Origin of the sequence: Bacillus cereus group sp. BceL220 (genome assembly GCF_051776965.1) — a bacterium.
In the GTDB taxonomy this organism is placed as follows: Bacteria; Bacillota; Bacilli; order Bacillales; family Bacillaceae_G; genus Bacillus_A; species Bacillus_A cereus.
Map to the genome: position 1 here is coordinate 795,066 of NZ_JBPWBC010000001.1, position 24,235 is coordinate 819,300.

The window sequence follows — 24,235 nt, forward strand, 5'->3', positions numbered from 1 at the left end:
TATAACTATGCTTTACTTCATTAACTTCTTATTATATGTAGAAACTCTCTTAATCTTAAAAGAGTAAGAGAGTTTGTCATTAACTTAATCTTATAATTGTTAATACCGCTCCTGGGGTAGTTGTTGATAATGTCGCAACAGCTAACAAACCAAATAATTGCAAACTAATTGCACTCCCCGCCGCAAGAGTCGTAATAATTGTCGCACTAAATGATGTCGTTGCTAATGCAGGAGAATTAATAGTCCCAGCAAGCGGTGCCCCATTAATTGTAATTCGTGAACTAACTAATAATGCAGCCGTTATATTAATTGAATATGAAATATAATAATTCCCTGCATTTGCAGCCGTAAATACTGTGTTCCCCCCAGACACTGTAATACCTGGACCAATATTCTGATTGTTTGGAAGCGGGACATTTGTTCCACCTAGTAGTACCGATATTGCTGTACCCGACGCATTATTTGCAAATGCGTATGTTGCCGTTATACTTGTGCCTGTTGCTCCTGTTGGACCTGTATCGCCTGTCGCTCCCGTTGGACCCGTTGCTCCCGTTACTCCTGTCGCCCCCGTTGGACCCGTTGCTCCTGTTACTCCTGTTACTCCTGTCGCCCCCGTTGGACCCGTTGCTCCTGTTGGACCTGTGTCGCCTGTTACCCCTGTCGCCCCCGTTGGACCCGTTGCTCCTGTTATTCCTGTCGCTCCTGTTGGACCCGTTGCCCCTGTATCGCCTGTTACTCCCGTCGCTCCCGTTGGGCCTGTTGCTCCTGTTATTCCTGTCGCTCCTGTTGGACCCGTTGCCCCTGTATCGCCTGTTACTCCCGTCGCTCCCGTTGGGCCTGTTGCTCCCGTCGCTCCCGTTGGACCTGTGTCGCCTGTTACTCCTGTCGCCCCCGTTGGGCCTGTGCCACCTGTTGCTCCTGTTGCTCCCGTCGGACCGGTTGGACCAACCTTAGGAACTGTCCCATCGCAACTAAAACAGCATGAATCAACATGTACACCATTTTGATTATTACACCCACAATATCCATTTACGTTATTGCTCCATGAAGACATGTTGATCACTTCCTTTACATGCAATCTTTTAAGTACAATCACCGAGTTAGAAAACATCTATCTAAATAACAAAGAAATACTTTACCTATTAGGGATAAACACAGGTTTATTCCATACATTCTAGTAATTATTACATGCGATTCTCACTCCTTTTGCTTGTACTTTCGCCCCATCTCCACAGATTATTAACCATACACATTACACTTTCGTACAGCCAAGTTCCCATTTAAACTTTTCACATTCGCCAATATTTTTAGTAAAGAGGCTTATTCTTCATAAATAACGACTATAATATATAAAAATTCATATAATTTGTTATTTTTCGTCAAAATTTTAAAAATATATTGACACTTAAAATACCCTCATAGTATGATTTGGGTGTTGTAATTGATAACCATTTTCACTTATGGTGCTAGTTACAAAAAACACTTAATTTGGGGGCAGAAGATGAAGAAAATTCTCAGTATTTTCATAGTAGTTCTTCTATTCGCTGTTGGATGCGGACAGCAAAAAGAGGAGAAAAAAGAAACAAAAGCGGACAATAAAAATCAAGCTATAACAATTAAACACGCTGAAGGGGAAACGAAGTTAGATAAACCAGCGAAAAAAGTAGTTGTACTTGAGTGGGTATATTCAGAAGACTTATTAGCACTTGGTGTTCAGCCAGTAGGGATGGCAGACATTAAGAATTATAATAAATGGGTAAATACAAAAACAAAACCAAGTAAAGATGTTGTAGATGTAGGGACACGTCAACAACCAAACTTAGAAGAAATTAGCCGTTTAAAACCAGACTTAATTATCACAGCTTCATTCCGTGGTAAAGCAATTAAAAATGAATTAGAGCAAATTGCACCAACAGTTATGTTTGATCCATCAACAAGCAATAACGATCACTTTGCTGAAATGACAGAAACATTTAAACAAATTGCAAAAGCAGTTGGAAAAGAAGAAGAAGGTAAAAAAGTATTAGCTGATATGGATAAAGCATTCGCTGATGCAAAAGCAAAAATTGAGAAAGCAGACTTAAAAGATAAAAACATCGCAATGGCACAAGCATTTACTGCTAAAAACGTACCAACGTTCCGTATCTTAACTGACAATTCTTTAGCTTTACAAGTTACAAAAAAATTAGGTTTAACAAATACTTTTGAAGCAGGAAAATCTGAGCCAGATGGTTTCAAACAAACAACTGTAGAATCATTACAAAGTGTACAAGATTCAAACTTCATTTACATTGTAGCGGATGAAGATAACATTTTTGACACGCAACTAAAAGGCAACCCTGCTTGGGAAGAATTAAAGTTCAAAAAAGAAAACAAAATGTATAAATTAAAAGGCGACACTTGGATTTTCGGTGGTCCTGAGTCTGCAACATCTTTAGCAACACAAGTAGCAGATGTAATGACAGCGAAGAAGTGATTACACGATGAATAGCTTACAACATACACTTCGAGCAAGTCTTGTATTCGGAGGAGGAGCAGCTCTCTTGCTCCTCCTTTTCTTTATTCATATCGGACAAGGTCAAGCAAACATTTCCTATAGTATGATTATTGATGCTCTTATCTCACCGAACCAATCGCTAGAACATCAAACTTTAATCATGCTTCGATTACCTAGAGCTGTAATTGCCATTTTAGCTGGAGGTGCTCTTGCTGCATCAGGGGTTATTTTACAAACGTTAACGAAAAATCCACTTGCTGAATCCAGTACAATGGGTATTCACTCTGGCGCATATTTCTTTCTAGTAGCGGCTACAATTTTCTTACCGAAAGGCTTGCAAATTAATTCGCTTCTGTTCACATTTATCGGCGGTGCTATTACTGCTTTATTTGTATACCGTATTTCTGGTGGAAAAAAGGGAACCCCACTTAGAATGGCATTAGCTGGTATGGTCGTTACATTAATGCTCTCTGCCTTTACCGGAACGATGCAGCTTTTCTATGAAAATGAAACAGCTGGTTTATTTTTATGGGGAGCTGGATCTCTTATTCAAAATAACTGGGATGGCGTTCAATTTGCTTTTCCATTTATCATTATTTCTTTCCTAGTTTTACTATTTATATCTCGTAAACTCAACATTCTCTTACTTGGTGATGATGTTGCTGTTTCTCTTGGTGAAAAAACAGCAGTAACACGTCTTATCGCCTTCATTGCTGCAATCTTTTTAACAGCAGTAATTGTTACTGTTGTTGGACCAATTGGATTTGTCGGCTTAGTTGCACCTCATTTAATGCGCCTTATCGGATACCGTCAACACTTTACTCTTCTTCTCTCTTCTTTCTTATGGGGGGCAGTATTATTGCTTGGAGCAGATGTTGTCGGTAGATTAATAGATCCAACCGGTGCAGAACTTCCTGTTGGGGCAGTCACAGCAATGATTGGATCTCCTTGGCTTATTTACTTAGTGTATCGAATGATGAAGTCGAAACAATATATGAATGATAACGGTGCGAATGCAGCTGGAGCTAGTTCCCGCTATTACTCTTATAAAAAGGTAATCATTATATCTATCACACTTTGTATTGTGACGATTGCTCTTGGTGTTACAATCGGTAGTAACGCTTATATCGAAAGCATTACTAATGTTATATCAGGTCAATTAACACAATTTGACAAAAATATGATGATGAATCTTCGTTTACCAAGAATGCTCGTTGCCGCTATTGCTGGTGCATGCCTTGCAATAAGTGGGCTTGTTTTCCAAGGTATACTACGAAACCCACTTGCCGATCCTTCTATTATTGGTATTTCATCGGGAGCTGGTGTCGGTGCTTTAACTGTTATGTATGTCTTTCCTGCACTTCCTGGTTTCTTCCTACCAATTGGTGCATTTATTGGTGGACTACTTGCAGTAGGAATTGTCCTCTTCTTCTCATGGAAATCAGGGTTTAGCCCCACAGCTCTTGCTTTAATAGGGATTGGTATTTCTGCACTTGGCTCAGCAATTATTCAAATCTTTATCGTTAGAGCCAATTTGAATGTTGCCGCTGCTTTAACATGGTTATCTGGCAGTACGTATGCAAGAGGGTGGAATCACTTAGAAAATATCATTCTATATCCATCTCTAATTCTTGTATTAATTATCTTTTTCTTAATAAAACAACTTGACGTTCTCGTACTGGGAGACGATTTAGCAACTGGACTTGGGCAACCAGTAAATAAAACACGTCTTGCTCTAATTGTGCTAGCGACACTACTTGCATCAGTAAATATCGCTGCTGTCGGTACAATTGCCTTTTTAGGCCTTGTCGCACCTCACTTAGCAAGAATTGTTGTTGGTATGAACCATCAAAGACTATTCGTTTGTTCAGCACTATTTGGAGCAATCCTTCTTTCTGTTGCTGACTTACTTGGACGTACAATCGCATACCCGAAAGAAATTCCTTCTGGCCTTGTCGTTGCTGTACTTGGAGCACCTTATTTCTTATGGTTGATGAGGAAGAGTGGGAAGAAAGTTAATTAAAAAGGAGGCTTCGTTTTAGAAGCCTCCTTTTTATATACTAAATAAAGTGAAACTTTAATTAGTGGGGGGGGGCTTCATCCCCACTGATTATTAACCCAAACCAATTGGGCTTTTATGAGCAGTGGATCTCCCACCTAACTTCTTTGCTCCAGCCGAATCTTGAGGTGGGAATTTTACTGCAGGTGAATAGCGGGATAAATTACTCTGATCTCACTAATTTCACAGATTTAGTCCCTCCCATAAACTCATGATGTACAGTTAATGTGTTCTCCTCAAGTTTCAAATCAACCTTCTGTTTTCTTTCTCCCATTAAAAATACAAGCTCTATGGAAATAATCCCTTGGTCCACACTTAATATTCGAAAGTCTCCTATAGTAGTCCCTTTCCCAAAAATATTATGTTCCATAAATTCTCCGCCTGTTTTCTCACTATTAATAGATTCTATTTCCAACCCAACTGGCCTGTCTGTACTTTCTGATGACATCCAAGACCCCTTTAACTTTCCAATATCAGCCTCTTTTTTCTTTTCATTTTTTAACTCTTCCTCTTTTTTCTTAACTTCTGCTTGTTGAGTTAGTAAGTCATCTATTTGCTTATTCAGCTCTTCGGCCCGTTGATTTTCCGAAATAAATTGTTGATTTTGGCCAGTATCGTTAACAATTTTATTTACTATCCCTTTAGCCTCTTCATACTTTTTATCATTCTTTAACTTCTCTGCCTTTTCCAATTGACCTATATATTGACCTTTTAACTCTTTATGCTCTATGAGCGAATCTTTTTGTTCTTTCGCTTGACTTTGAAGGATTGCGGAACCATCTTTCATCTTTTCTACTTCTTGAAACAAACCTATTGCTTGTTCTATATTTCCACTCGATTTCTCTTTTATCGAACTTATCATCTTAGTAGTTTGGTCTTTTAATACCTTTGCTTCTTTATCATCCTTTTTCTCTTCTAATGCTAGCTCAAATGATGCTACTGCCGTGTCATATTCTTTACTCGCTAACGCCAATTTCCCTTGATCCATTGCTTTTTTATAGATTTCATTGCTACATCCTACCATTAAAAATAAAATTATGATTCCTAAAATCAATCTTTTCATAATATCCCCCTAAATTAATATAATTCTATATACACTCAATAGTATCATAAAATTTATATATAAAATTTTAAATACCATCATTAAAACATAAAGGGAACTTGTCATTTCTTCTCGAACTTAATCTATGAACATAAGTAGAGGGGGATAACAATAATGTACCAAACAATTGACGGCTTCTTGCAATCATGGACATACGAAGCAGAGTCTACTCAGAAAATGCTTGATTCATTAACCGATGCATCTTTATCACAAGAAATTGCACCTGAACATTGGACGTTAGGTAGAGTTGCTTGGCACATCGTGACGGCAATTCCTGTTATACTATCTGGCACAGGGCTAAAGTTTGAAGGAGAATCGAAAGATTATCCTGTTCCAACTTCTGCAAAAACAATTGCAGATGAATACCGTAAAGTAAACGCGGCTTTTGTTGAAACACTTCAAAGTAAATGGACTGATAAAGACTTAGCTACTATTAATGACTTCTTTGGTCGCCCTATGCCGAATTCTATATTTTTAATGACACTCATTAATCATCAAAATCACCACCGCGGACAAATGACGGTTTTAATGCGACAAGCTGGCTTAACAGTTCCTGGCGTATATGGCCCCGCAAAAGAAGAATGGGCTGCGGCTGGAATGGAAGCTCCTAAAATGTAACGACAAAAAAGACAAGATGTTTACATATCTTGTCTTTTTCTGTAACTTGTTTCATGTGAAACTATTTTTTCTTAATGGTTGTTTTATGGAAAAGATAGGTTAAAATGAATACATATTACGAAGAGGAGTAACCAAATTGAATACAAAAAATAAAAAAATAGCTATGGGAACTATTTTACTAACTTCTCTTATTGGAGTTATTAGTGTATCTCTTTATTTCACCTATTATGGTACCCCTTGGGGAAAACAAGTAGCAATTACGGACTCAAAAGAGTATATTACAAAATATTTTAATCTAGATGCAGAAGTCAAAAATACTTCTTACGATGCTAAAATGAATAGCTATGCAATCTCCTTTGAAACAAGTACCGACGGCGAGTTTACTATCGAATATAAAAGTCCTAATAACTTTAACATTTCTCCAGAAGTGCAAAAGTATTTAAGCACACACTCTAAATTTACAGAGTAGTAACGAAGCATACATATACAAAAAAGAGTTGGTGTAACACCAACTCTTTTTCACATATTCTTATCATACAGTTATATCTTCCTTCTCTATATTTTTAATGCCGTAATATGCAATTACAACTCCAATTGCTGCAAGTGCTAGTTGAAGGGGAAGAAAAGTTGCTGTAGAAAACGCTGGGTTGCCATTATTCATTGCAATTGTGACAACGATAAGAGATGAAACAATTGTAGTTGGCACGGAACGTTTACGCATTCCGAAATATAATGGGATTAAACTCATCCCCGCAGTTGCAATGGCTAAAGGAACTAGTTTTATTCCTTCTTGCATCAATTGATCTACTGTGAATGAATTAGGAAGAATTGAAAAATAACTATCTATCCCAAAGAAAATTCCTACTACTAAAATGTTAGATACAATAACTGTTATAAATGTTACTGTCGCTGTAATAGCCAACTTACTAGCCATCATCTTCTTTCGGTTAATGGGATAAGAAAACATGATTAGTATTGTTTTATTTTTATATTCACCAATTATTAGCCTTGCGATTAATACACTACCAAAAACAATAAACGTTGCTCTTACTATTGTGCTAGCCATTAACAATATCGTCTCTGGATTCCTTATTTCTGCATCACCTTCTACTTGAGCGATGATGCTCACAAAGATCATTAATGCCAGTATAACAATATTTGCAATAATTGCTCTCTTCACGTACCAACCAAGCTTAAACTTTTTCAATTCTAGCTTCATTAAATGTAGCATGATAGTGTCCTCCTTCCTCCTAAGATTTAATCAATATAAATGACTCCTGTTTCACTTAAAATCTTCGCTTCATTTTTTGCATCACCAATCGTTCCTATTTTTATTTTTTCTGTATTTTTATCTTTCTTAAGTCCTTTTAAATCCACTATTACATCAGCTGAATTACTTTTAGCCATAAGCTTCAATGATGCTGGGACACCTTTATACCGTACGCCAATATCCCCTGATTTTGTTTCTATAAATAATGATTTTCCTTCTGTCATATCTTTCAGTAATACTTCCCCAGATGTTGAAGTGATGTTCACATTTTCGTTTTTTACATTTTTCACATAATTATCGCCAGTAGTAGAAGTTATATTTACTTCTTGTAATGAACTATCTTTTAACATCAAATCCCCACTTTCGGATATGAATTCACCCTTCTCTGCCGATAGTCCTGTAATCATTCCATCTCCAGACTTGCCTTTTGTCACGATACTTTTTACTACTATATCGTTTATTTTCACATCACCCGATTTATTATTGACTACAATTTTGTCTATTGCTTTCCTCGGAATAGCTATACATATACTATTTTTCTTCCTAAACGTAAAACCATTAAAAAATTTGGTCACCTTTTGTTTTTGCTTAATCACAATTTTATTTTCGTCATTTTCTATTTTGACGGGATCTATCTTTTTATCTACTTGTTGACCTTGAGCGGAAATTACTATTTTATTAGCGTCTGTACTTTTAAATTCAATATTCCAGTTTTCATTGTCTACTTCTATTTCTTTTATATTATTGATTTCAAAAGACCTTTCTTGCTTAAAATCTTTCACCTGAAATACCTTAAAACCCAAAACCGCACTAGCAATTGTAATGACTAATATTGCAATTACTATTATTTTTTTCACCAGTCATACCCCAGTTCGTTTTTGTTTTAAGCTTGCTTCACGCCACATCAATCTTGTCGATTTTTCGATACGATAGATAACTAATGAAAATTCCTAATAAACAGAGCACGATTGGGATAGCTATAAAATCAAACATACTTACTTGACCATTTCCAGGACCAACGTTACCATTAATCAGCATACCAATTATTACTGCTGAAGTAATCGTTGTCGGTGTCGATTTCTTTCTCATTCCAAAAAATAAAGGAATTAAACTTATACCAGATATCATAAATGCACTTATAATAGTAGTTGGAACGGTAGCTATTATTTCCCCCATCATAACAGGCGTTTCAAGTATTCCTATTATTGGATTCATACAGAATATGAGCAAACTAATAATAAATGTTGCGATTATCGTGCTCACAAAGCAAAAACTAAAAACAATTGCTAATTTCGCTCTCATTAGCATTTTCCTTTGCAGTGGGTACATAAATAGTAGCTGTATTGTTTTGTTCTTGTATTCATCAATCACTAAACGTGATAAAATAACCGATGCAAAAATAATAAATGTAATTCTAATAAAAATATTTGCTAAAGACATGTATTCCATATAGCTAGAGAACATCAACTCATCCTCTACTTTAGATGCCCATGCCATAAGACTTACCGCAGCAAAAATTGCTATAATACAAATGGCTACTCCTTTAAAATAACTAGATAATTTATGTTTTTTCCATTCGAGTTTCATTAATTTAAACATATAAACCACGCCTCCATTCTTTATATAACTCTCTCTACGCTGTTAACATTCTAATTCCAGCAGTAATTACGCTTAACATTCCTATCACTAGTAGAATTAACAACCATTTTCGCTCTGGTTTCCTATAATATGAAATCCCACTTATGAACATTACGATCAATCCACTTACTAGATTCACTAACAATCCATTAAGCATGAATGCCCTCTCCATCCATTACATTTAAGAAATATTCCTCTAAGGAACTATGTTTCTTATTAATACTTTCAATTTCCACATCATTCATAATAAGTGCTTTTGAAATGGCTTGCTGAGACACTGCCGTATCATACACACGAATCATATTTCCGCTCATTATTTTATAATTTTTTATGCCAAGTTTATCTTCTAAAATGTAAGCTGCACGCTTCACATCAGGAACAGTAATTTCAATGTACTCTGTTTGTTTTCCGTTAATACTCTTCATTGAAACTTCTTTTATTAGTTTTCCATTTTGAATTACACCAATTGTATCCGCCATTAATTCCATCTCACCTAAAATATGACTAGAAACTAATAATGTAATGCCATATTCTTTGCAGAGCATTTTAAATAAGTCTCGTAACTCTTTAATACCAATTGGATCTAAACCGTTTATGGGTTCGTCTAAAATGAGCAATTCTGGCTTTGTCACGATTGCCCTTGCAATACCAAGTCGTTGTTTCATTCCTAATGAAAAATCTTTTACTTTTTTATTATCTATCCCTTGCAGTTTCACTAAATGTAATGCATGGTCAATTGCGTTTTTATCGTAATAGCCCATATATTCACAATGTAATTCTAAATTTTCTTTCGCCGTTAATTTATCATAAAAGATTGGGTATTCAATAATTGTCCCCATTCTTTTTAATACTTCATAAGATGTGTCTGTTAACTTCTCACCTAAAACTTCAATCTCACCGCTCGTCGGTTTTATTAAATTTGTAATCATTTTCATAATCGTTGTTTTACCAGCACCATTCGGTCCTAAGAAACCGTATATCTCTCCTTTTTTCACATGCATGTTAACGCTAGAAATAACTTCTTTCCCTTTAAACACTTTCGTTAACTGATTCGTTTTTAATATATAGGTCATGTCACTTTCCCCTTTCGCACTACTTTATATTTTTATAATAGACAACGGAAATCTCTTTTTTCTTACCCGTTTCTTACAAATTCCTTACGCTGAAAAAAAAGCTTGTAGAATCTACTTCTCTACAAGCTAAAACTGCATCTTTTTTAATGCAACTGTAAAAATTGTTTTTTCATACGGCTTACTAGAAAGATGAATTTTTCCATCCATCGCTTCCACCAGTCTTTTCGTAATCGTTAACCCTAAACCGCTTCCTTGGTACAATCTATTTCTTGAATCTTCAAGTGTGTACATACGCTCAAACACTTTATCAATATGAGATTCATCAATCCCTTTTCCTTTATCCCATACGTCTATATACACATTCGTTTCATCATCTCTTAACGTCATACCCAGTATCTTTCCATCGTCTCCATATGTAATTGCATTTGATATTAAATTATTCAATACTCTACCTAATACTTCTACATTTCCAAGTGCATATATATTTTTTTCTGGTATATCAATATGAACTTGAAACCCTTTCGTCGTCACTAAATCATAAAAAGATAAAATCTTCTCACGACAAACCTCATTCATATTTACTTTTGTCATCTCGATTGCCTTGTCACCAGATTCCAATTTTGCTAAATCAAAAAACTTATGAATTAGTTCCATTACTTCTAGTGTTTTCACATGCACCTTTTCAAGTAATATTTGTTGTTCTTCTTTATTCATTGTTTTATCCTTATTTAACATTTCTGTATATCCAAGAATAACTGTTAGTGGCGTCTTTAAATCATGTGAAATATTTGAAAGCATTTTTCTCATCGAAATTTCTACTTTCGCATGATCTGCATTTGTTTTCTGTTTTGCATCTAATAATTGATTAATTGCCACTAATAATTTTTGCAATTCTCGATCATCTGTCATAACGAGTAACTTCTCGCCTGTTTGTACATTTACAATACTTTCTAACTTTTCATATGTGTATCGCAAATTTTTACTACTATTTTTTCTCATTTTATATTGTATGTAAATGACACATAACAATATGAAAATAATACCTATTAACAAATTGACCATATTACATCACTTCCAACTTATAGCCGATGCCCCATAACGTTTTGATATATTCTGGATTAGATGGATCACTTTCGATTTTCTCACGCAATCTTCTCATATGAACATTAATAACGTTATCGTCACCATAATACTCTTCGTTCCAAACTAGCGTATATATTTGTGCTTTTGTAAATACACGATTTTGATTCTTTACGAACAGTTTTAGAATCTCAAATTCTTTTAAAGTAAGCTTGAGAGGCTTCCTATTTTTTTCCACAGTAAAATTAATTGGATCGATTGTTAAATCACCAATTTGAATCATCTTTTCTGTTGTTTCTGTAGCCGAATATTTCGTAGATCTTCGAATACCTGCTTTTACACGCGCCGCCAATTCAATCATAGAAAATGGCTTACAAATGTAATCATCTGCTCCAAGTCCTAATCCAACAGCTTTATCAACATCTGTATCTTTTGCTGACATCATTAATATCGGAACCGCACTTTTTTCACGAATGATACGCACAACCTCTAAGCCATCTAGCTTTGGCATCATAATGTCGAGGATAATCAAATCAAATGAACCTTTTAAATATGTGTTCACGCCTTCTTCTCCATCAGATGCGATTGTAACTTGAAAGCCCTCTTTTATTAAATACTTTTCCACCATCTCTTGAATTGAGAGATCATCTTCAACTAATAAAATATGATGTGACATATGTCTATCCCCTTTTTACAAACGTTAACAATTCAATTGTATCGTAACTACTACAGACTTGAAACAAATATATGAATTTTCAAACCAACTTCCCTTCCTCCCCTAACAATGATATGATAAAATTCACTACGATTGTTCATAATTAACTTTATATAAAGGAGACTTATCATGTCAGAAAACAAAAAAGTAAGCTTAGCTGATTTAATGCGCGAACAACTTGCAAAGAAAAAGCAAGGAAATGGAAATGGGTCAAATAATACAAATCAAAGCCAAGAAACGAAAAAATTACAAAACCAACAAACTAAAAAAACAAACAACCAACGTAGACGTACAGGTGTATAAATGAACGGACAAAAACGTTCTAATATCGCACCCGGTCTTGAAGTTGATATTGTATTAAAACAAGATCAACGCACCGGCAAATTAACACGTGGAATTGTAAAAGATATTTTAACAAACTCCCCTTCCCATCCGCATGGTATTAAAGTACGATTGCAGGACGGGCAAGTCGGTAGAGTGCAAAATATCGTCCAATAAGAAAAAGGAGCTCAAGTAAACTCGAGCTCCTTTTTCTTTATTAACCTTTAATTTTCTCGATGAAAACTACTTTTAAATAGTCTCCTTCTTTAAATTGATCAATGGTACGGAAATCTTCTGGTAAAGAATGTTCTTCTAATATTTTATATTTGCCATTCATTTCTTTAAATGCTGTATCGATAAAGCCTTTAAACTTTTTCATATCGAATGCGCTACAATTTGTAGAAGCAACAATAATCCCGTTATTTTCTGTAATAGCAATTGTTTCTTTTAATAAATTTTTATAATCTTTTGCTGCACTAAACGTATATTTTTTTGAGCGCGCAAAGCTTGGAGGGTCAAGTACGACCATATCAAATTTCATATTTTTCTTCGCTGCATATTTAAAGTAAAGGAATACATCTTCTACAATAATGTCTTGTGCTTCATAATCTATTTCATTTACACTAAACTGCTCAATCGTTTTACTTAAACTACGATTTGCCAAGTCCACACTCGTTGTTTTACTCGCTCCGCCAAGCGCTGCAAATACAGAGAAAGCACCTGTATAAGAGAACATATTTAACACTGTTCTTCCCTTCGCATATTTATCACGAATTTGTTTTCGAACGCTACGCTGATCTAAAAACACACCAACCATCGCTCCGTCATTTAAATAAACAGCGAAGTTCACACCATTCTCTTTTACGATAAGTGGGAACTCACCGCGCTCTCCTGCTACGAAATCATCACCTTCAATGTATTTCCCTTTCGTATCAAAACGCTTTTTCTCATAAATACCTTTAAAGTTTGCTACTTTTTGAAGAGCTGCTATAATCTCATCTCTGAAAGTATAAATCCCTTCACTATACCAACTTACTACGTAATAGCCATCATAATAATCGATGATTAAGCCTCCAAGACCATCACCTTCACCGTTCACAACACGGAATGCTGTCGTATCACTTGATTTGTAAAATTGCTTTCGTTTATGTAAGGCAGATTTTATTTTACTTTCAAAGAAAGATTGATTAATTTGTTCACTCTCTTTTCTCGTTAAAATCCAGCCGTATCCTTTATTTTGTTTTCCATAATAACCTTTTCCAACAAATTGACTCTTCTCATCTACCACTTTAATGATTGTTCCTTCTTCCTGAACATCATTTAAATTTTGAATTGCATCTTTTAAAATAAGCGGATATCCACTTTTAATTTCTTTTATAAATTTCGGTTTTATTTTTACAGTTACTTCTGATCGCATATAATAACTTCCTTTCCATTTGCATGCTTTCTCTATAGGAAGCATTTCAAAAACGAGACTGAAAAACAGCCTCGTTTCACTATACCATATTATTGCTTTGCTAGTACAACTCGCTCATTCTCTCGCTTAACCACCATATATTTACTACATTTTGAAAGGGAAATCTTACTGTCCAAAACAATAAAAAAACTTATTTATTTTACATTTACCATTGACAATGATAATGATTTTCATTATCATTTAATGTATATGAGTTCTCGAAAATAAAGGCTACATTTATAGGAGGAATAAAACATGATTATTGTTACAAATACAGCTAAAATTACAAAGGGAAATGGACATAAATTAATTGAGCGTTTTAATAAAGTAGGTCAAGTCGAAACAATGCCAGGCTTTTTAGGATTAGAAGTTCTTTTAACGCAAAATACAGTTGATTATGATGAAGTAACAATTAGCACACGCTGGAATGCAAAAGAAGATTTCCAAGGTTGGACGAAGAGCTCAGCATTTAAAGATGCTCACTCACATCAAGGCGGGATGCCAGAATATATTCTTGATAATAAAATCGCTTACTACAATGTTGAAGTTGTACGTATGCCAATGGCTGCAGCACAGTAAAAACAGTTCTTTTTTTAAGTATAGAATATGAGAAGCGTTATCTATCACTTCTCATATTCTATACTTTTTTCTTTAATTTCTTTTTACTAATTTTGCGTGTACAACTAGCCTTCCAGCCTCTGGATCAAGCGCATAGTCACAAGTAGAAAGTGTTACAATTTCATCATTAGCCGTCAATTCCGTATCCGTTTTGTACAGTGATTTTTCTTGAATTTCCTTTAAGAACGATGTATATGCTACATCATTTTCAAAATCCGTTTCAATGTAATAAAAGTCCGTTGTTGTCGTGTATACTGAAAAAACTTCAACGTCGTATCCTTCAAATAATGTATCGTAATATAATTTACGATGGGACATGAAAAAGTCTTCGTCCAACATCTTTTTTAAACTACCAAACATAGAACCGTCTTTCATACGATGGCCATATAAAATCGTATTTCGATTTTGAGATTTCACATCATTACGATGGTCCATAAAAATGCTTCCCGCTCTCATATCTTCACCTTTATAATTACGAAATAAATAGTAATCATTATCTTTTGCTTGAACGATTGGATAATTAATTTGTGTATCATCCATCGTAATCCATCCGACTATCTCTGGATTAATTTTCTGGAGATCCTGAAACTGTTTACGTACCTCTCCGTCTTCCGATTTTTCTTCCATTGGACTTCTTTTATAAATATGTTGTGCCTCAGCCATTACTTTACGATTTTCATAATAATCCATGAAAATCCCGCCCAACTCATACATTGAATAGAAAAAGATTCCTAAAAACGCAATTGTAAGTATGCGTTGAAAAAAAGAATTCTTTTTCCGTCCTTTCTTGCTATTCAAATTATCACCTCAAAACGGATTATGCTCAGCCTTTAGATTCCCATAGGTACCATGTACAATCCGGTATCTTCATCCTGCTTTACAATGACATCTACACCATATATTGCTTTAACCATTTCTTCTGTTATTACATCATTAGGATTACCTTTCGTAATGATCTCTCCATCTTTCATAACGATAATATGGTCGCTATAACGAATGGCTTGATTAATATCATGTAATACCATTACAATCGTTAGCCCATACACTTCATTTAACTCTTTCACTAACTCTAATATTTCTAGCTGATAGTAAATATCTAAATATGTTGTCGGTTCATCTAAGAAAAGCATTGGTGTATTTTGAGCTAATGTCATTGCGATCCAAACTCGCTGCCTCTCTCCACCAGATAAAGCATAGATTGGCTTATCACGCTTACTTTGTAAATTCGTACATACTAGTGCGCGCTCTATCGCTTCTCTATCTTCATCTGTTTGCGGAGAGAAAATATTTTTATATGGCATACGCCCAAAGCTTATTAGCTTTTCCACTGTAATATCTGCTGGAGCCTCATTTTGTTGATGGACAACTGCTAGCTTTCTAGCAAACTCTTTCGGTTTATATTCACTAATCGCTTTCCCATCAAGTATTACTTCTCCACTGCTAGGAACGTGATTTCTAGACATGACACTAAGTAATGTTGATTTCCCGCATCCATTCGGGCCGATGATTGTTGTAATTTTCCCAATTTCTATTTCACTACTAACAGACTTTAAACGATTTGTTACGTTATCGTATGAAAAGGTTACATTTTTAATTTCCATGAACTTTATCACTCTTTCTAAGCAAGAATATTAAGAATGGACCACCAATAACCGCCATAATTGTTGCTGCTGGAATTTCGTTAGGTGGCACAATTAACCTTCCAATCGTATCCGCCGTCAAAATTAATAACGCCCCTGCAAGAGCAGAAAATGGAATTAATACTTTATGGTCTGAACCGACTAATTGTCTTGAAATATGCGGAACTAGTAATCCTACAAAAGCAATAACACCTGCAATCGCTGTTGATACTGCCGCTAAGAGTACTGCAATGGCAGAAATAATAAGACGAACTCTCGTCACGTGCAAGCCTAAGTTTTTCGCAGTCTTATCTTGTAGCGATAATAAGTTACACCAAGCTCCTACGAACAGGGCAAGAATAAGACCAATCGTTCCATAAGTCACCATTATTTCTACATCGCCCCACGTCTTCATTGTTATGTTAGAAGTCGTCGTTTGCTTAATACTCTTAATAAAATACCCACAAATCGTAACGAATGATTCATTTAATCCAGTAAACATCGCATTAATGGCAATACCAATTAAAATAATGCGAAGCGGGCTTAACCCTGACTTCCATGAAAACGAATAAACGAGATAACACGCAAACGCACCACCTAAAAAGGCGAATACGGGTGTCCAGAAAAAGAATTGCGGGAACAACGTAATAATAACGAGTGTCATAAAACTAGCTCCTGAAGATATACCGATTACCCCAGCATCAGCGAGTGGATTCTTCATAACGGCTTGAAAAAGCACCCCTGAAACAGCAAGAGTCGCTCCAGTGAACAGCGCAATAATAATACGCGGGAAACGTAAATCTTTAATGACTTCAACATCTTCATTCCCACCTGTAAATATCCCTTGTACAAGTTCAACAATACCTACTTCTAAACTCCCTTTCATCGCTGACAATGATGTCATAACAATGAGCAATGCAGTAACAATGAGGAAACTCCAAGTTTTTTTATTCATTCTGCTCTTCCTTTATATTAAAATGCATCACGGATACATCATTTTTTTCAATTCATCTAACGCTTCAATTGCTGCTAAATTGCCTGTCGTTCCAAATAAACGCTCTTCTAAATCGTAAACACGGTTCTTTTTAACCGCAGCAAAGTGTTTCCAAATGTCATTTGTTTTAAATTCTTTATCAAACATTTTTACAACTTCATCAGGCATACCATGAGCTGCTCGTAAAATAATATCTGGATCAGCTTTCTTTAAATACTCTGTATTAGAAGCTAAATATTCTACTTGTTCACCTTGTACAATATTTTTACCACCTAGTTGTTTCACTAAATCTCCAATATAAGAATGCTCTGTTGCTACTAAATAACTGCCTGGCACACCTAATAAAATAAGCACTGTCGGTTCTTTCTTTCCTTTTACTTCCTTTTGAATGCTAGCAACCTTTTTATCTAACTTAGTTACTACTGCTTCAGCCTGCTTTTCACGTCCATATTTCTTACCTAAATCGCTAATAGAACTTTGCATATTTTTTAAACTCGTTAAATCTAAAAAGTTTGCTTTCATACCCACACCATCAAAAACTGGCTTTAATTCATATTCAAGTGTTGTCACAGATAACACTTCTGAAGGCTTTAATGACTTTACCTTTTCCATATCTGGACTCATTGGATTCCCAACTTCAGGTAAACCTTTATATCGCTTCGGTAAAGTTTTAGAACTTGTTGGAACGCCGACTAAATCTACTTCTAACGCATCCATAATTTCAGTAACAGCCACTGTTGTTGCAACAACGCGCTCCTTACTCTCACTCTTTACCTGCTTTGCTGTTTCTTTTTTTGGTGATGAGCACCCAGCTATACTCATTAACAAAATGATAGCCATTAGTACACTTACGATTTTCTTCACTCTCAATCACCACTCCCTTCCATACAATATGAAACAAGTCTTGATGCACGCGAACATGCATCAAGACTCCAAAAATTACAATCTACCTGCTCTATATTTACGAACTAGTAAAGCAAGTGAACCTAGCAGTAACACCATGTATAAACCAAGTTGTGCTGTATCTGCAGTTTTTGAGTTTTTCTCTTTTTTCGAATCATTTTTTGTATCTTCTTTTTTCTTCTGACCATCTGCATTTCGGTTAAAATCAGGAGTACCTACTGTTTTTACATTATCTACTTTCGGTGTAGTCACTGGATTTTTCGGTTCATTTTTCGGTTCCTCTTTAATAGTTCCTAACGCGCCGATATTATTTGTATCAAATTGAATTTGTACATCGTAGAAATGATGGTAGTTCATCTCATCGATGTCTACCTTTACTTTTGCGTTTAATTTTTTAAATAGATCTTCTACTTCAAACTGTACTACTCGCGTATTTGCATTTTTATCTTCGCTTACTACTTTCGCATCAGCGAATAGTTCCTTGTTTTCCGTTTGGAATTTCGTAATCCACGCACTATTTTTCAGCGTCATCTCAATGTATTTTTTACCATCTTTTACGATTAATTTCGCTGGATTTACAACATAGTCATTCATCTTTGAAATCTCATCTGTTTTATCTTTTAATACTTTAAATGTAATATCATATTGGCCATCTACTAAATTTTTCGGATCAACTATTACTTTCGGGTTATTATTTCCACCTTGGTTGTCATTCCCGCCTTGGTTGTCGTTTCCTCCTTGGTTGTCGTTTCCACCTTGGTTCCCTAAAGCTTTAATACTGTCTTGATCAAATACAAATTGAACATCGTAGAAATGGTGATAATTCATTGAATCAATATCTACTTTTACTTTTGCATTTAATTTTTTAGACAAATCGTTTACTTCTACTTCTACTACTCTTGTATTTTGTTCTTTATTTTCACTTAACACTTTTGCATTAACGAAAGAACCATTCTTCTCAAATTCAAATTTCGTAATCCATGTACTATTTGTTAATGTAAACGCTACGTATTTCTTACCATCTTTTACTTTTAATACACCTGGGCTTTTTGTGTATGTGTTCATCATTGAGATTTCATCTGTTTGATCTTTTAACACTTTAAAGCCAATGCTGTATTCACCATCTTTAAGAGCTTTTGGATCAATTGTTGTGTTATTATCTTGTTTGTCGTTTCCTCCTTGGTTGTTATTTCCGCCTTGGTTGTCGTTTCCTCCTTGGTTGTCGTTTCCTCCTTGGTTGTCGTTTCCTCCTTGGTTGTCGTTTCCTCCTTGGTTGTCGTTTCCTCCTTGGTTGTCGTTTCCTCCTTGGTTATCTAACGGCTTAATGCTACCTTTATCAAATGCAAATTGAATATCGTAAAAATGGTGATAATTCATTGAATCGATATCTACTTTTACTTTTGCATTTAATTTTTTAGACAAATCGTTTACTTCTACTTCCACTACGCGTGTATCAGCTTTTTTATCTTCACTTATTACATTTGTATCAACAAACGAACCATTTTTCTCAAATTCAAATTTTGTAATCCAAGAACTGTTCGTTAACGTAAATGATACATACTTCTTACCATCTTTTACTTTTAGCACACCTGGACTTTTTGTATATGTGTTCATCATTGAAATTTCGTCTGTTTGATCTTTTAATGCTTTAAAATTGATGCTGTATTCACCATCTTTAATTGTTTCAGCATCTGGTTTTTTATTTTCATCTGGTTTTTCTACTTCTGGTTTTTCTGCTTCTGGTTTTTCTGCTTCTGGTTTTTCTACTTCCGGTTTTTCTACTTCCGGTTTTTCTACTTCTGGTTTTTCTGCTTCTGGTTTTTCTACTTCCGGTTTTTCTACTTCTGGTTTTTCTACTTCTGGTTTTTCTACTTCTGGTTTTTCTACTTCTGGTTTTTCTGCTTCCGGTTTTTCTACTTCTGGTTGTTTCTCTTCATTTTTAATTTGTTCAAGTTTATCTTGTTCAAATAAAAGTTGTACATCATGCGTTTGCTTATAATTTCTTGATGCCATTTCGATAAATACTTTTGTATTTAGTTTTTTAGATAAATCGTTTACTTCAAACTCTACTACTCTTGTATCTTTTTCCTTATCCTCACTCACTACTTTTGCATCAACAAATGCGCCATCTTTTTCCGTTTGGAAATTTTTAATTAATGAGCTACTTTTTAGTGTTACAATTGCTTTTTTCTTACCGTTTTCTACTTTTAATACTCCTGGATTTACCATGTAAGTATTCATCTTAGATTCTTCATCTGTTTGATCTTTTAATACTTTAAATGGAATGCTGTACGCACCATCTGTAATTGTGTTAGAATTTGGTTGTTGATCTGGGTCAGGCTTTTGGTCGGGCTTCTGACCTGGATCAGTAGTTTCATTTGGATCTGGCTTATTAGCTGGGTCCTCTTTTTCATTTGGTTTTTCTACATGAATTGGTGTAATGCTATTTTGATCAAATGCAATACGAACGTCGTACTCATGATGATAATTTAAAAAATCAATATCTACTTTTACTTTTGCATTTAATACCTTCTCTACATCTTCTACATCAAATTCTACTACTCTTGTGTCTTTTTCTTTATCTTCACTAATTACATTTGTCGCAACTAGCTTACCTGCTTTTTCTGTTTCAAACTTCGTAATCCATGAACTATTCGTTAATGTAAAGGATACTTTCTTTTTCCCATCCTTCACTTTTAAAGTTCCCGGGCTTACTGAATATTGATTCATCATCGATTCTTCATCTGATGTATCTTTTAAAACTTTGAAGCCAATTGAATATTCACCGTCAGCCAACTTGGTAGCTGCTTGAACTGCAAGTGGTTGTAATGTTGATACGAATGTAAATATCATTAAAAACATAGCAACAATAATTTTTGTATACCTGTTCAATGGAACGACTCTCCCTTTTGAAAATTATTTAATACTGTTCCCATCAAATACAAAGCGAATATCATACGAAGCATTATAATTAATAATTGGAATATTAATTTTCACCTTGCCATTTAGTTTTTTTGACAAGTCAGCAACTTCAAATTCTACAACTCTAGTATTATCTTTTTTGTTTTCACTTAACACGGTTGTTTCTACAAATTGACCATCTTTTTCTACTTGGAAACTTTTAATAGAAGCACTATCTTTCACTTTAAATGAAACATATTGTTTTCCATTTTTAACTGTTAATGTTGCTGGGCTTTCAAAATAACTATTCATTCTAGACGATTCATCTTTATCGCCTTTCCATACAGTAAAAGCAATATTATATTTTCCATCAGCTAGTTTTGTAGCAGCCTTTGCATCTTGTAAACCTATTGTTGCGATAAATGTAAATAAAACAGCAAATACGGCAATAATCATTTTAAATTGTTTAAACATATATTCATCACCCTTCAAAAGATTTATTTACTCAATTTCACTTTACGAATTAAGAAAGCACCTGAAATAAGAATTAACGCTGCAAACAATCCAATACGTGCTTCATCGCCTGTTTTTGGGTTATCTGTTTTTTCAGCTTTTCCATTTTCATTTTTTGTTTCTTTGTTCGCTTCTTTAGCTGTTTCCTTACTCTCTACTTTTGTTTTCTCTTCTTTTACTTGTGTATCTGTTTTCGCTTGATCATTATTTTTTGTTGTAGCAGCTACACCGTTATCGCCACCTACAGCTTTTACATTTGCATCAAAAGCAAAACGAATTGTGTAGTGGTGGTCATAGTTTGCATTTGGTACAACAACATGGATTTTTACAGCTGCTGGTTTGGATAAATCATCTACTTTAAACTCTACTGTTCTTTTATCTGCCGATTCATCTTTACTAACAACTTTCGCATCAACAAAATTCCCGTTCTCTGGTGCTTTAAATTCTGTAATCCAAGCACTATGATTCATCGGAACTTGTACTCTCATCTCACCGTTTTTCACTATTAATTTTGCTGGCTTTTCAAAATAGTCATTTGCCATTGAAGCTGAATCATTTTCCGCTTTTTGAATTACGTAATTAATATCGTAAGTACCATCAGCTAGTTTTGCTGAAGCATTCCCGTATGGCATTACAAGAAAAGCTAGCATACATACGAACATTATAATAAAAGCGGGTAATACAGAAACCTTTTTCATTTTTCTTGTTTCCTCCTTTGTTATCTTTCACTTCACTTTTTGAAAATGATAATTATTCTCAATTTATAAGAAAAAAATAATCTCTTCTACCTATTATTTAATTAGCATTCTTTTATGTAATATAAGTATTATTGATTATCATTCTCATTTAATGTTAAAAATAATATCTCACCCTATTCCTTATATGAAGGCATAGAAACTGAGAAAAAATTTCAAAACTTATTTATTGATTATCATTCTCAATATAAATCAAAAAAAATAAACTATCTCTTCTCCTCTTCTTTCACCTCTTCCCCCTAACAACACTTTAGTTATAGAAAACCCTTTTCCCTCACTTCCCTTCCAATATTTCCACAACTAAGTCAATCTTAGCCTACTCATAAATTTTTTGTCAACTATATTACGTATAAAATTTTTAATATCTGAATTTCTCTATATGTGGCTTTTTCTACAAAAAAAGAGACTTTCTATTATAGAAAGCCTCTTTTCTCTATTTTTCTACAGCAATTTCCTGCTTTTGAAACTTAGAAACTATATAACCAAATCCTATACCGATTATGCCTGGAACTAACCAACCAATTCCTACACTATATAATGGAATCTTATCTAAAATAGGTGCTAGCGCTGCAATTTGAAGGTTTGCATTGTGTAACCCATCAAAGAAACTTATTGCAAATGCTCCTACAATCCCGCCCACATACATCGCTAATGGAAGACGAACGTAGTTTTCAACAAGTGATAATACGATAAGTACGATTCCAATTGGATAAATGGCGATTAAGATTGGTAATGCTAATGCATTTAACTGAGTTAACCCAAGGTTTGCTACCATAAATGCTAATACACAGAAAATGAAAACGACTTTTTGATAAGAAAGCTTTGGTAATAAGGAAGAGAAGTAATCACCACAAGCTGCAACAATACCTACAGAAGTTGTTAAACATGCTGCTGTAATTGCGATCCCTAGTAATAAAGTTCCGTAGCTACCAAATAAATGATTCACGACATTTGTTAAAATAATTCCTCCGTTTGCGCCCATTCCAAGCGATACACTAGAAGCTCCAAGATACGCAAGCGCTAAATATACAAGTAGTAAACCAAGTGCTGCAATAAATCCTGCAAAGATTGTTACTTTTGCAATACTATTTTTATTTGTAATGCCTTTTTCTTTTAACGCATGAATTACAACATTTCCGAAAACAAGTGCTGCAAGTCCATCTAAAGTTAAATATCCATCAATAAATCCTTTGAAGAGAGGAGCACTATACGCTTCTGTCGGTGCACCAAATTCTCCAATTGGTGTAATAAGTGCTTTACCTACGATAATTGCAATAACTGCTAATAATATTGGAGTTAGTACTTTACCAATACGCCCCACTAATTTCGAAGGATTTAAAGCTAAATAGAAAGTGACTGCAAAGAAAATAAGTGTAAAGATAACAAGTGGATATGACTGACCAGCTATCTCACTTGGTAAAAACGGTGCAACACTCATCTCATAAGCTACTGTTCCTGTACGCGGCACACTTACAAATACGCCTAAACATAAATAAATTGCAGTGATAAAAACAAGTGCGAATATAGGATGTACACGTCCTGCTAGCTCATTAATATCTCCCTTTAAAGCTATAACAATTACTCCTAATAAAGGTAGTCCAACCCCTGTTACGATAAAACCAAACAGCGCGATCCATACGTCCGTTCCAGCACCTTGCCCTAACGCTGGTGGAAAAATCATATTGCCTGCACCAAAAAACAGTGCAAATAACATTAAACTTATTGCAAACATCTCTGAAAACTTTAAAGATGATTTCATTTCTACTAACCTCCTAAAATAATTAATTGACAAAATATTCTGATTTTAAATCCGTCACATATCCTCTTTCAAGCATACTTCCCCGTAAAAGAACGCAAAAAACACCCGTCCCTAACAAAGGGACGAGTGTTGAAATCGTGGTTCCACCCTTATTCTAATAAAATGAATTTATAGCAAAATAAGCTCATTTTATAGCTCGTGTAAATTGATAACGGTTTTATCCGTCAAGAATTACAATGCATCATGTATGCAGTTCACTCTTGAAGTTTAGAGGTGGTAAGCTTGTCTTTTCGTATTAGGAAGCTCACAGCCTAAGGCTCCCCTCTCTGAGAATCGTAAAATAC

At 34.8% G+C, this 24,235-nt stretch carries 25 protein-coding genes and 1 other annotated feature (1 of these 26 running past the window's edge); of the genes, 7 read left to right on the top strand and 18 right to left on the bottom strand.

Annotated features, from left to right (window positions below):
* Positions 1-79: 79 nt before the first annotated feature.
* On the bottom strand, positions 80-1,054 hold the full coding sequence (locus ACS2FK_RS04215; protein WP_063548718.1) for a BclA C-terminal domain-containing protein: 975 nt from the start codon (positions 1,052-1,054) through the stop codon (positions 80-82).
* A 447-nt stretch (positions 1,055-1,501) separates the two neighbouring features.
* Here ACS2FK_RS04215 and ACS2FK_RS04220 point away from each other — a divergent pair, with 447 nt between their 5' ends.
* The gene (locus ACS2FK_RS04220) at positions 1,502-2,476 is read left to right on the top strand and encodes an ABC transporter substrate-binding protein (protein ID WP_000722821.1); all 975 of its coding nucleotides are present in this window, start codon (positions 1,502-1,504) and stop codon (positions 2,474-2,476) included.
* A gap of 7 nt (positions 2,477-2,483) precedes the next feature.
* The gene (fhuB, locus tag ACS2FK_RS04225) at positions 2,484-4,520 is read left to right on the top strand and encodes a Fe(3+)-hydroxamate ABC transporter permease FhuB (RefSeq protein WP_063548720.1); all 2,037 of its coding nucleotides are present in this window, start codon (positions 2,484-2,486) and stop codon (positions 4,518-4,520) included.
* A 199-nt stretch (positions 4,521-4,719) separates the two neighbouring features.
* Here the strand turns inward: fhuB and ACS2FK_RS04230 are convergent, their stop codons facing one another.
* Entirely contained in the window at positions 4,720-5,619 is a 900-nt protein-coding gene (locus ACS2FK_RS04230; protein WP_063548722.1) for a hypothetical protein, read from the bottom strand.
* Positions 5,620-5,772: 153 nt separating this feature from the next.
* On the opposite strand from ACS2FK_RS04230, the gene ACS2FK_RS04235 reads away from it, so the two are divergent.
* Both ACS2FK_RS04235 and ACS2FK_RS04240 read left to right on the top strand, forming a co-directional pair.
* A complete protein-coding gene (locus ACS2FK_RS04235; protein WP_000284950.1) occupies positions 5,773-6,276 on the top strand; it encodes a DinB family protein in 504 nt (167 codons plus the stop codon).
* 136 nt (positions 6,277-6,412) lie between these two features.
* The gene (locus tag ACS2FK_RS04240) at positions 6,413-6,745 is read left to right on the top strand and encodes a YfjL-like protein (protein WP_001093302.1); all 333 of its coding nucleotides are present in this window, start codon (positions 6,413-6,415) and stop codon (positions 6,743-6,745) included.
* A gap of 63 nt (positions 6,746-6,808) precedes the next feature.
* Here the strand turns inward: ACS2FK_RS04240 and ACS2FK_RS04245 are convergent, their stop codons facing one another.
* The 7 genes from ACS2FK_RS04245 to ACS2FK_RS04275 form a co-directional block, all read right to left on the bottom strand.
* Entirely contained in the window at positions 6,809-7,507 is a 699-nt protein-coding gene (locus ACS2FK_RS04245) for an ABC transporter permease (RefSeq protein WP_000902920.1), read from the bottom strand.
* 26 nt (positions 7,508-7,533) lie between these two features.
* Positions 7,534-8,403 (bottom strand): DUF4097 family beta strand repeat-containing protein, encoded by an 870-nt coding sequence (locus tag ACS2FK_RS04250; RefSeq protein ID WP_000721012.1) that lies wholly within the window; start codon positions 8,401-8,403, stop codon positions 7,534-7,536.
* Between the two features lie 37 nt (positions 8,404-8,440).
* Positions 8,441-9,145 carry an ABC transporter permease gene (locus ACS2FK_RS04255; RefSeq protein WP_063548724.1) on the bottom strand — a complete coding sequence of 235 codons (705 nt, stop codon included), beginning with the start codon at positions 9,143-9,145 and terminating at the stop codon, positions 8,441-8,443.
* Between the two features lie 34 nt (positions 9,146-9,179).
* Positions 9,180-9,341: a hypothetical protein gene (locus tag ACS2FK_RS04260; protein ID WP_000931770.1), complete on the bottom strand. Its 162-nt coding sequence runs from the start codon at positions 9,339-9,341 to the stop codon at positions 9,180-9,182.
* Complete coding sequence (locus ACS2FK_RS04265; protein WP_063548726.1) at positions 9,334-10,257, bottom strand: ABC transporter ATP-binding protein; 924 nt, start codon at positions 10,255-10,257, stop codon at positions 9,334-9,336. The genes ACS2FK_RS04260 and ACS2FK_RS04265 overlap by 8 nt, the downstream gene beginning before the upstream one ends.
* Before the next feature lie 126 nt (positions 10,258-10,383).
* On the bottom strand, positions 10,384-11,319 hold the full coding sequence (locus ACS2FK_RS04270; protein WP_000247669.1) for a HAMP domain-containing histidine kinase: 936 nt from the start codon (positions 11,317-11,319) through the stop codon (positions 10,384-10,386).
* Position 11,320: 1 nt separating this feature from the next.
* Entirely contained in the window at positions 11,321-12,013 is a 693-nt protein-coding gene (locus ACS2FK_RS04275) for a response regulator transcription factor (RefSeq protein ID WP_000018060.1), read from the bottom strand.
* Positions 12,014-12,181: 168 nt separating this feature from the next.
* Here ACS2FK_RS04275 and ACS2FK_RS04280 point away from each other — a divergent pair, with 168 nt between their 5' ends.
* On the top strand, positions 12,182-12,355 hold the full coding sequence (locus tag ACS2FK_RS04280; protein WP_001293585.1) for a hypothetical protein: 174 nt from the start codon (positions 12,182-12,184) through the stop codon (positions 12,353-12,355).
* Complete coding sequence (locus ACS2FK_RS04285) at positions 12,356-12,550, top strand: YwbE family protein (protein WP_001014310.1); 195 nt, start codon at positions 12,356-12,358, stop codon at positions 12,548-12,550.
* Between the two features lie 40 nt (positions 12,551-12,590).
* Here the strand turns inward: ACS2FK_RS04285 and ACS2FK_RS04290 are convergent, their stop codons facing one another.
* Complete coding sequence (locus ACS2FK_RS04290; protein WP_001255968.1) at positions 12,591-13,790, bottom strand: class I SAM-dependent rRNA methyltransferase; 1,200 nt, start codon at positions 13,788-13,790, stop codon at positions 12,591-12,593.
* A 294-nt stretch (positions 13,791-14,084) separates the two neighbouring features.
* Here ACS2FK_RS04290 and isdG point away from each other — a divergent pair, with 294 nt between their 5' ends.
* Entirely contained in the window at positions 14,085-14,408 is a 324-nt protein-coding gene (gene isdG, locus ACS2FK_RS04295) for a heme oxygenase (RefSeq protein WP_000587824.1), read from the top strand.
* Between the two features lie 72 nt (positions 14,409-14,480).
* Here isdG and srtB read toward each other — a convergent pair whose 3' ends face one another.
* From srtB to brnQ6, 8 genes are all read right to left on the bottom strand, one after another.
* Positions 14,481-15,245, bottom strand: a complete 765-nt coding sequence (gene srtB / locus ACS2FK_RS04300) for a class B sortase (protein ID WP_063548728.1) — start codon at positions 15,243-15,245, stop codon at positions 14,481-14,483.
* A 32-nt stretch (positions 15,246-15,277) separates the two neighbouring features.
* Positions 15,278-16,048, bottom strand: coding sequence for an ABC transporter ATP-binding protein (locus tag ACS2FK_RS04305; RefSeq protein WP_000403765.1), 771 nt, complete (start codon positions 16,046-16,048; stop codon positions 15,278-15,280).
* On the bottom strand, positions 16,038-17,021 hold the full coding sequence (locus tag ACS2FK_RS04310; RefSeq protein WP_063548730.1) for a FecCD family ABC transporter permease: 984 nt from the start codon (positions 17,019-17,021) through the stop codon (positions 16,038-16,040). Before ACS2FK_RS04310 ends, ACS2FK_RS04305 begins: the two co-directional genes overlap by 11 nt.
* 27 nt (positions 17,022-17,048) lie before the next feature.
* The gene (gene isdE, locus ACS2FK_RS04315) at positions 17,049-17,930 is read right to left on the bottom strand and encodes a heme ABC transporter substrate-binding protein IsdE (protein WP_063548732.1); all 882 of its coding nucleotides are present in this window, start codon (positions 17,928-17,930) and stop codon (positions 17,049-17,051) included.
* Between the two features lie 69 nt (positions 17,931-17,999).
* Entirely contained in the window at positions 18,000-20,855 is a 2,856-nt protein-coding gene (locus tag ACS2FK_RS04320) for an NEAT domain-containing protein (protein ID WP_270921568.1), read from the bottom strand.
* Between the two features lie 24 nt (positions 20,856-20,879).
* On the bottom strand, positions 20,880-21,338 hold the full coding sequence (locus tag ACS2FK_RS04325; RefSeq protein ID WP_023523142.1) for an NEAT domain-containing protein: 459 nt from the start codon (positions 21,336-21,338) through the stop codon (positions 20,880-20,882).
* 23 nt (positions 21,339-21,361) lie between these two features.
* Positions 21,362-22,075: a heme uptake protein IsdC gene (isdC, locus tag ACS2FK_RS04330; RefSeq protein WP_000757939.1), complete on the bottom strand. Its 714-nt coding sequence runs from the start codon at positions 22,073-22,075 to the stop codon at positions 21,362-21,364.
* Positions 22,076-22,565: 490 nt separating this feature from the next.
* The gene (gene brnQ6 / locus ACS2FK_RS04335) at positions 22,566-23,891 is read right to left on the bottom strand and encodes a branched-chain amino acid transport system II carrier protein BrnQ6 (protein WP_000842650.1); all 1,326 of its coding nucleotides are present in this window, start codon (positions 23,889-23,891) and stop codon (positions 22,566-22,568) included.
* Positions 23,892-24,006: 115 nt separating this feature from the next.
* Positions 24,007-24,235 (bottom strand) — a binding site (T-box leader) (it continues 27 nt past the right edge of the window).

Coding starts and splice junctions, on each gene's coding strand:
- ACS2FK_RS04275 (WP_000018060.1), bottom strand. CDS start 12,013: ATGTCACATCATATTTTATTAGTTGAAGATGATCTCTCAATTCAAGAG.
- ACS2FK_RS04215 (WP_063548718.1), bottom strand. CDS start 1,054: ATGTCTTCATGGAGCAATAACGTAAATGGATATTGTGGGTGTAATAAT.
- ACS2FK_RS04290 (WP_001255968.1), bottom strand. CDS start 13,790: ATGCGATCAGAAGTAACTGTAAAAATAAAACCGAAATTTATAAAAGAA.
- ACS2FK_RS04265 (WP_063548726.1), bottom strand. CDS start 10,257: ATGACCTATATATTAAAAACGAATCAGTTAACGAAAGTGTTTAAAGGG.
- isdG (WP_000587824.1), top strand. CDS start 14,085: ATGATTATTGTTACAAATACAGCTAAAATTACAAAGGGAAATGGACAT.
- ACS2FK_RS04245 (WP_000902920.1), bottom strand. CDS start 7,507: ATGCTACATTTAATGAAGCTAGAATTGAAAAAGTTTAAGCTTGGTTGG.
- ACS2FK_RS04235 (WP_000284950.1), top strand. CDS start 5,773: ATGTACCAAACAATTGACGGCTTCTTGCAATCATGGACATACGAAGCA.
- ACS2FK_RS04310 (WP_063548730.1), bottom strand. CDS start 17,021: ATGAATAAAAAAACTTGGAGTTTCCTCATTGTTACTGCATTGCTCATT.
- ACS2FK_RS04255 (WP_063548724.1), bottom strand. CDS start 9,145: ATGTTTAAATTAATGAAACTCGAATGGAAAAAACATAAATTATCTAGT.
- ACS2FK_RS04260 (WP_000931770.1), bottom strand. CDS start 9,341: ATGCTTAATGGATTGTTAGTGAATCTAGTAAGTGGATTGATCGTAATG.
- ACS2FK_RS04220 (WP_000722821.1), top strand. CDS start 1,502: ATGAAGAAAATTCTCAGTATTTTCATAGTAGTTCTTCTATTCGCTGTT.
- brnQ6 (WP_000842650.1), bottom strand. CDS start 23,891: ATGAAATCATCTTTAAAGTTTTCAGAGATGTTTGCAATAAGTTTAATG.
- isdC (WP_000757939.1), bottom strand. CDS start 22,075: ATGAAAAAGGTTTCTGTATTACCCGCTTTTATTATAATGTTCGTATGT.
- ACS2FK_RS04270 (WP_000247669.1), bottom strand. CDS start 11,319: ATGGTCAATTTGTTAATAGGTATTATTTTCATATTGTTATGTGTCATT.
- fhuB (WP_063548720.1), top strand. CDS start 2,484: ATGAATAGCTTACAACATACACTTCGAGCAAGTCTTGTATTCGGAGGA.
- ACS2FK_RS04325 (WP_023523142.1), bottom strand. CDS start 21,338: ATGTTTAAACAATTTAAAATGATTATTGCCGTATTTGCTGTTTTATTT.
- ACS2FK_RS04305 (WP_000403765.1), bottom strand. CDS start 16,048: ATGGAAATTAAAAATGTAACCTTTTCATACGATAACGTAACAAATCGT.
- ACS2FK_RS04285 (WP_001014310.1), top strand. CDS start 12,356: ATGAACGGACAAAAACGTTCTAATATCGCACCCGGTCTTGAAGTTGAT.
- ACS2FK_RS04280 (WP_001293585.1), top strand. CDS start 12,182: ATGTCAGAAAACAAAAAAGTAAGCTTAGCTGATTTAATGCGCGAACAA.
- ACS2FK_RS04230 (WP_063548722.1), bottom strand. CDS start 5,619: ATGAAAAGATTGATTTTAGGAATCATAATTTTATTTTTAATGGTAGGA.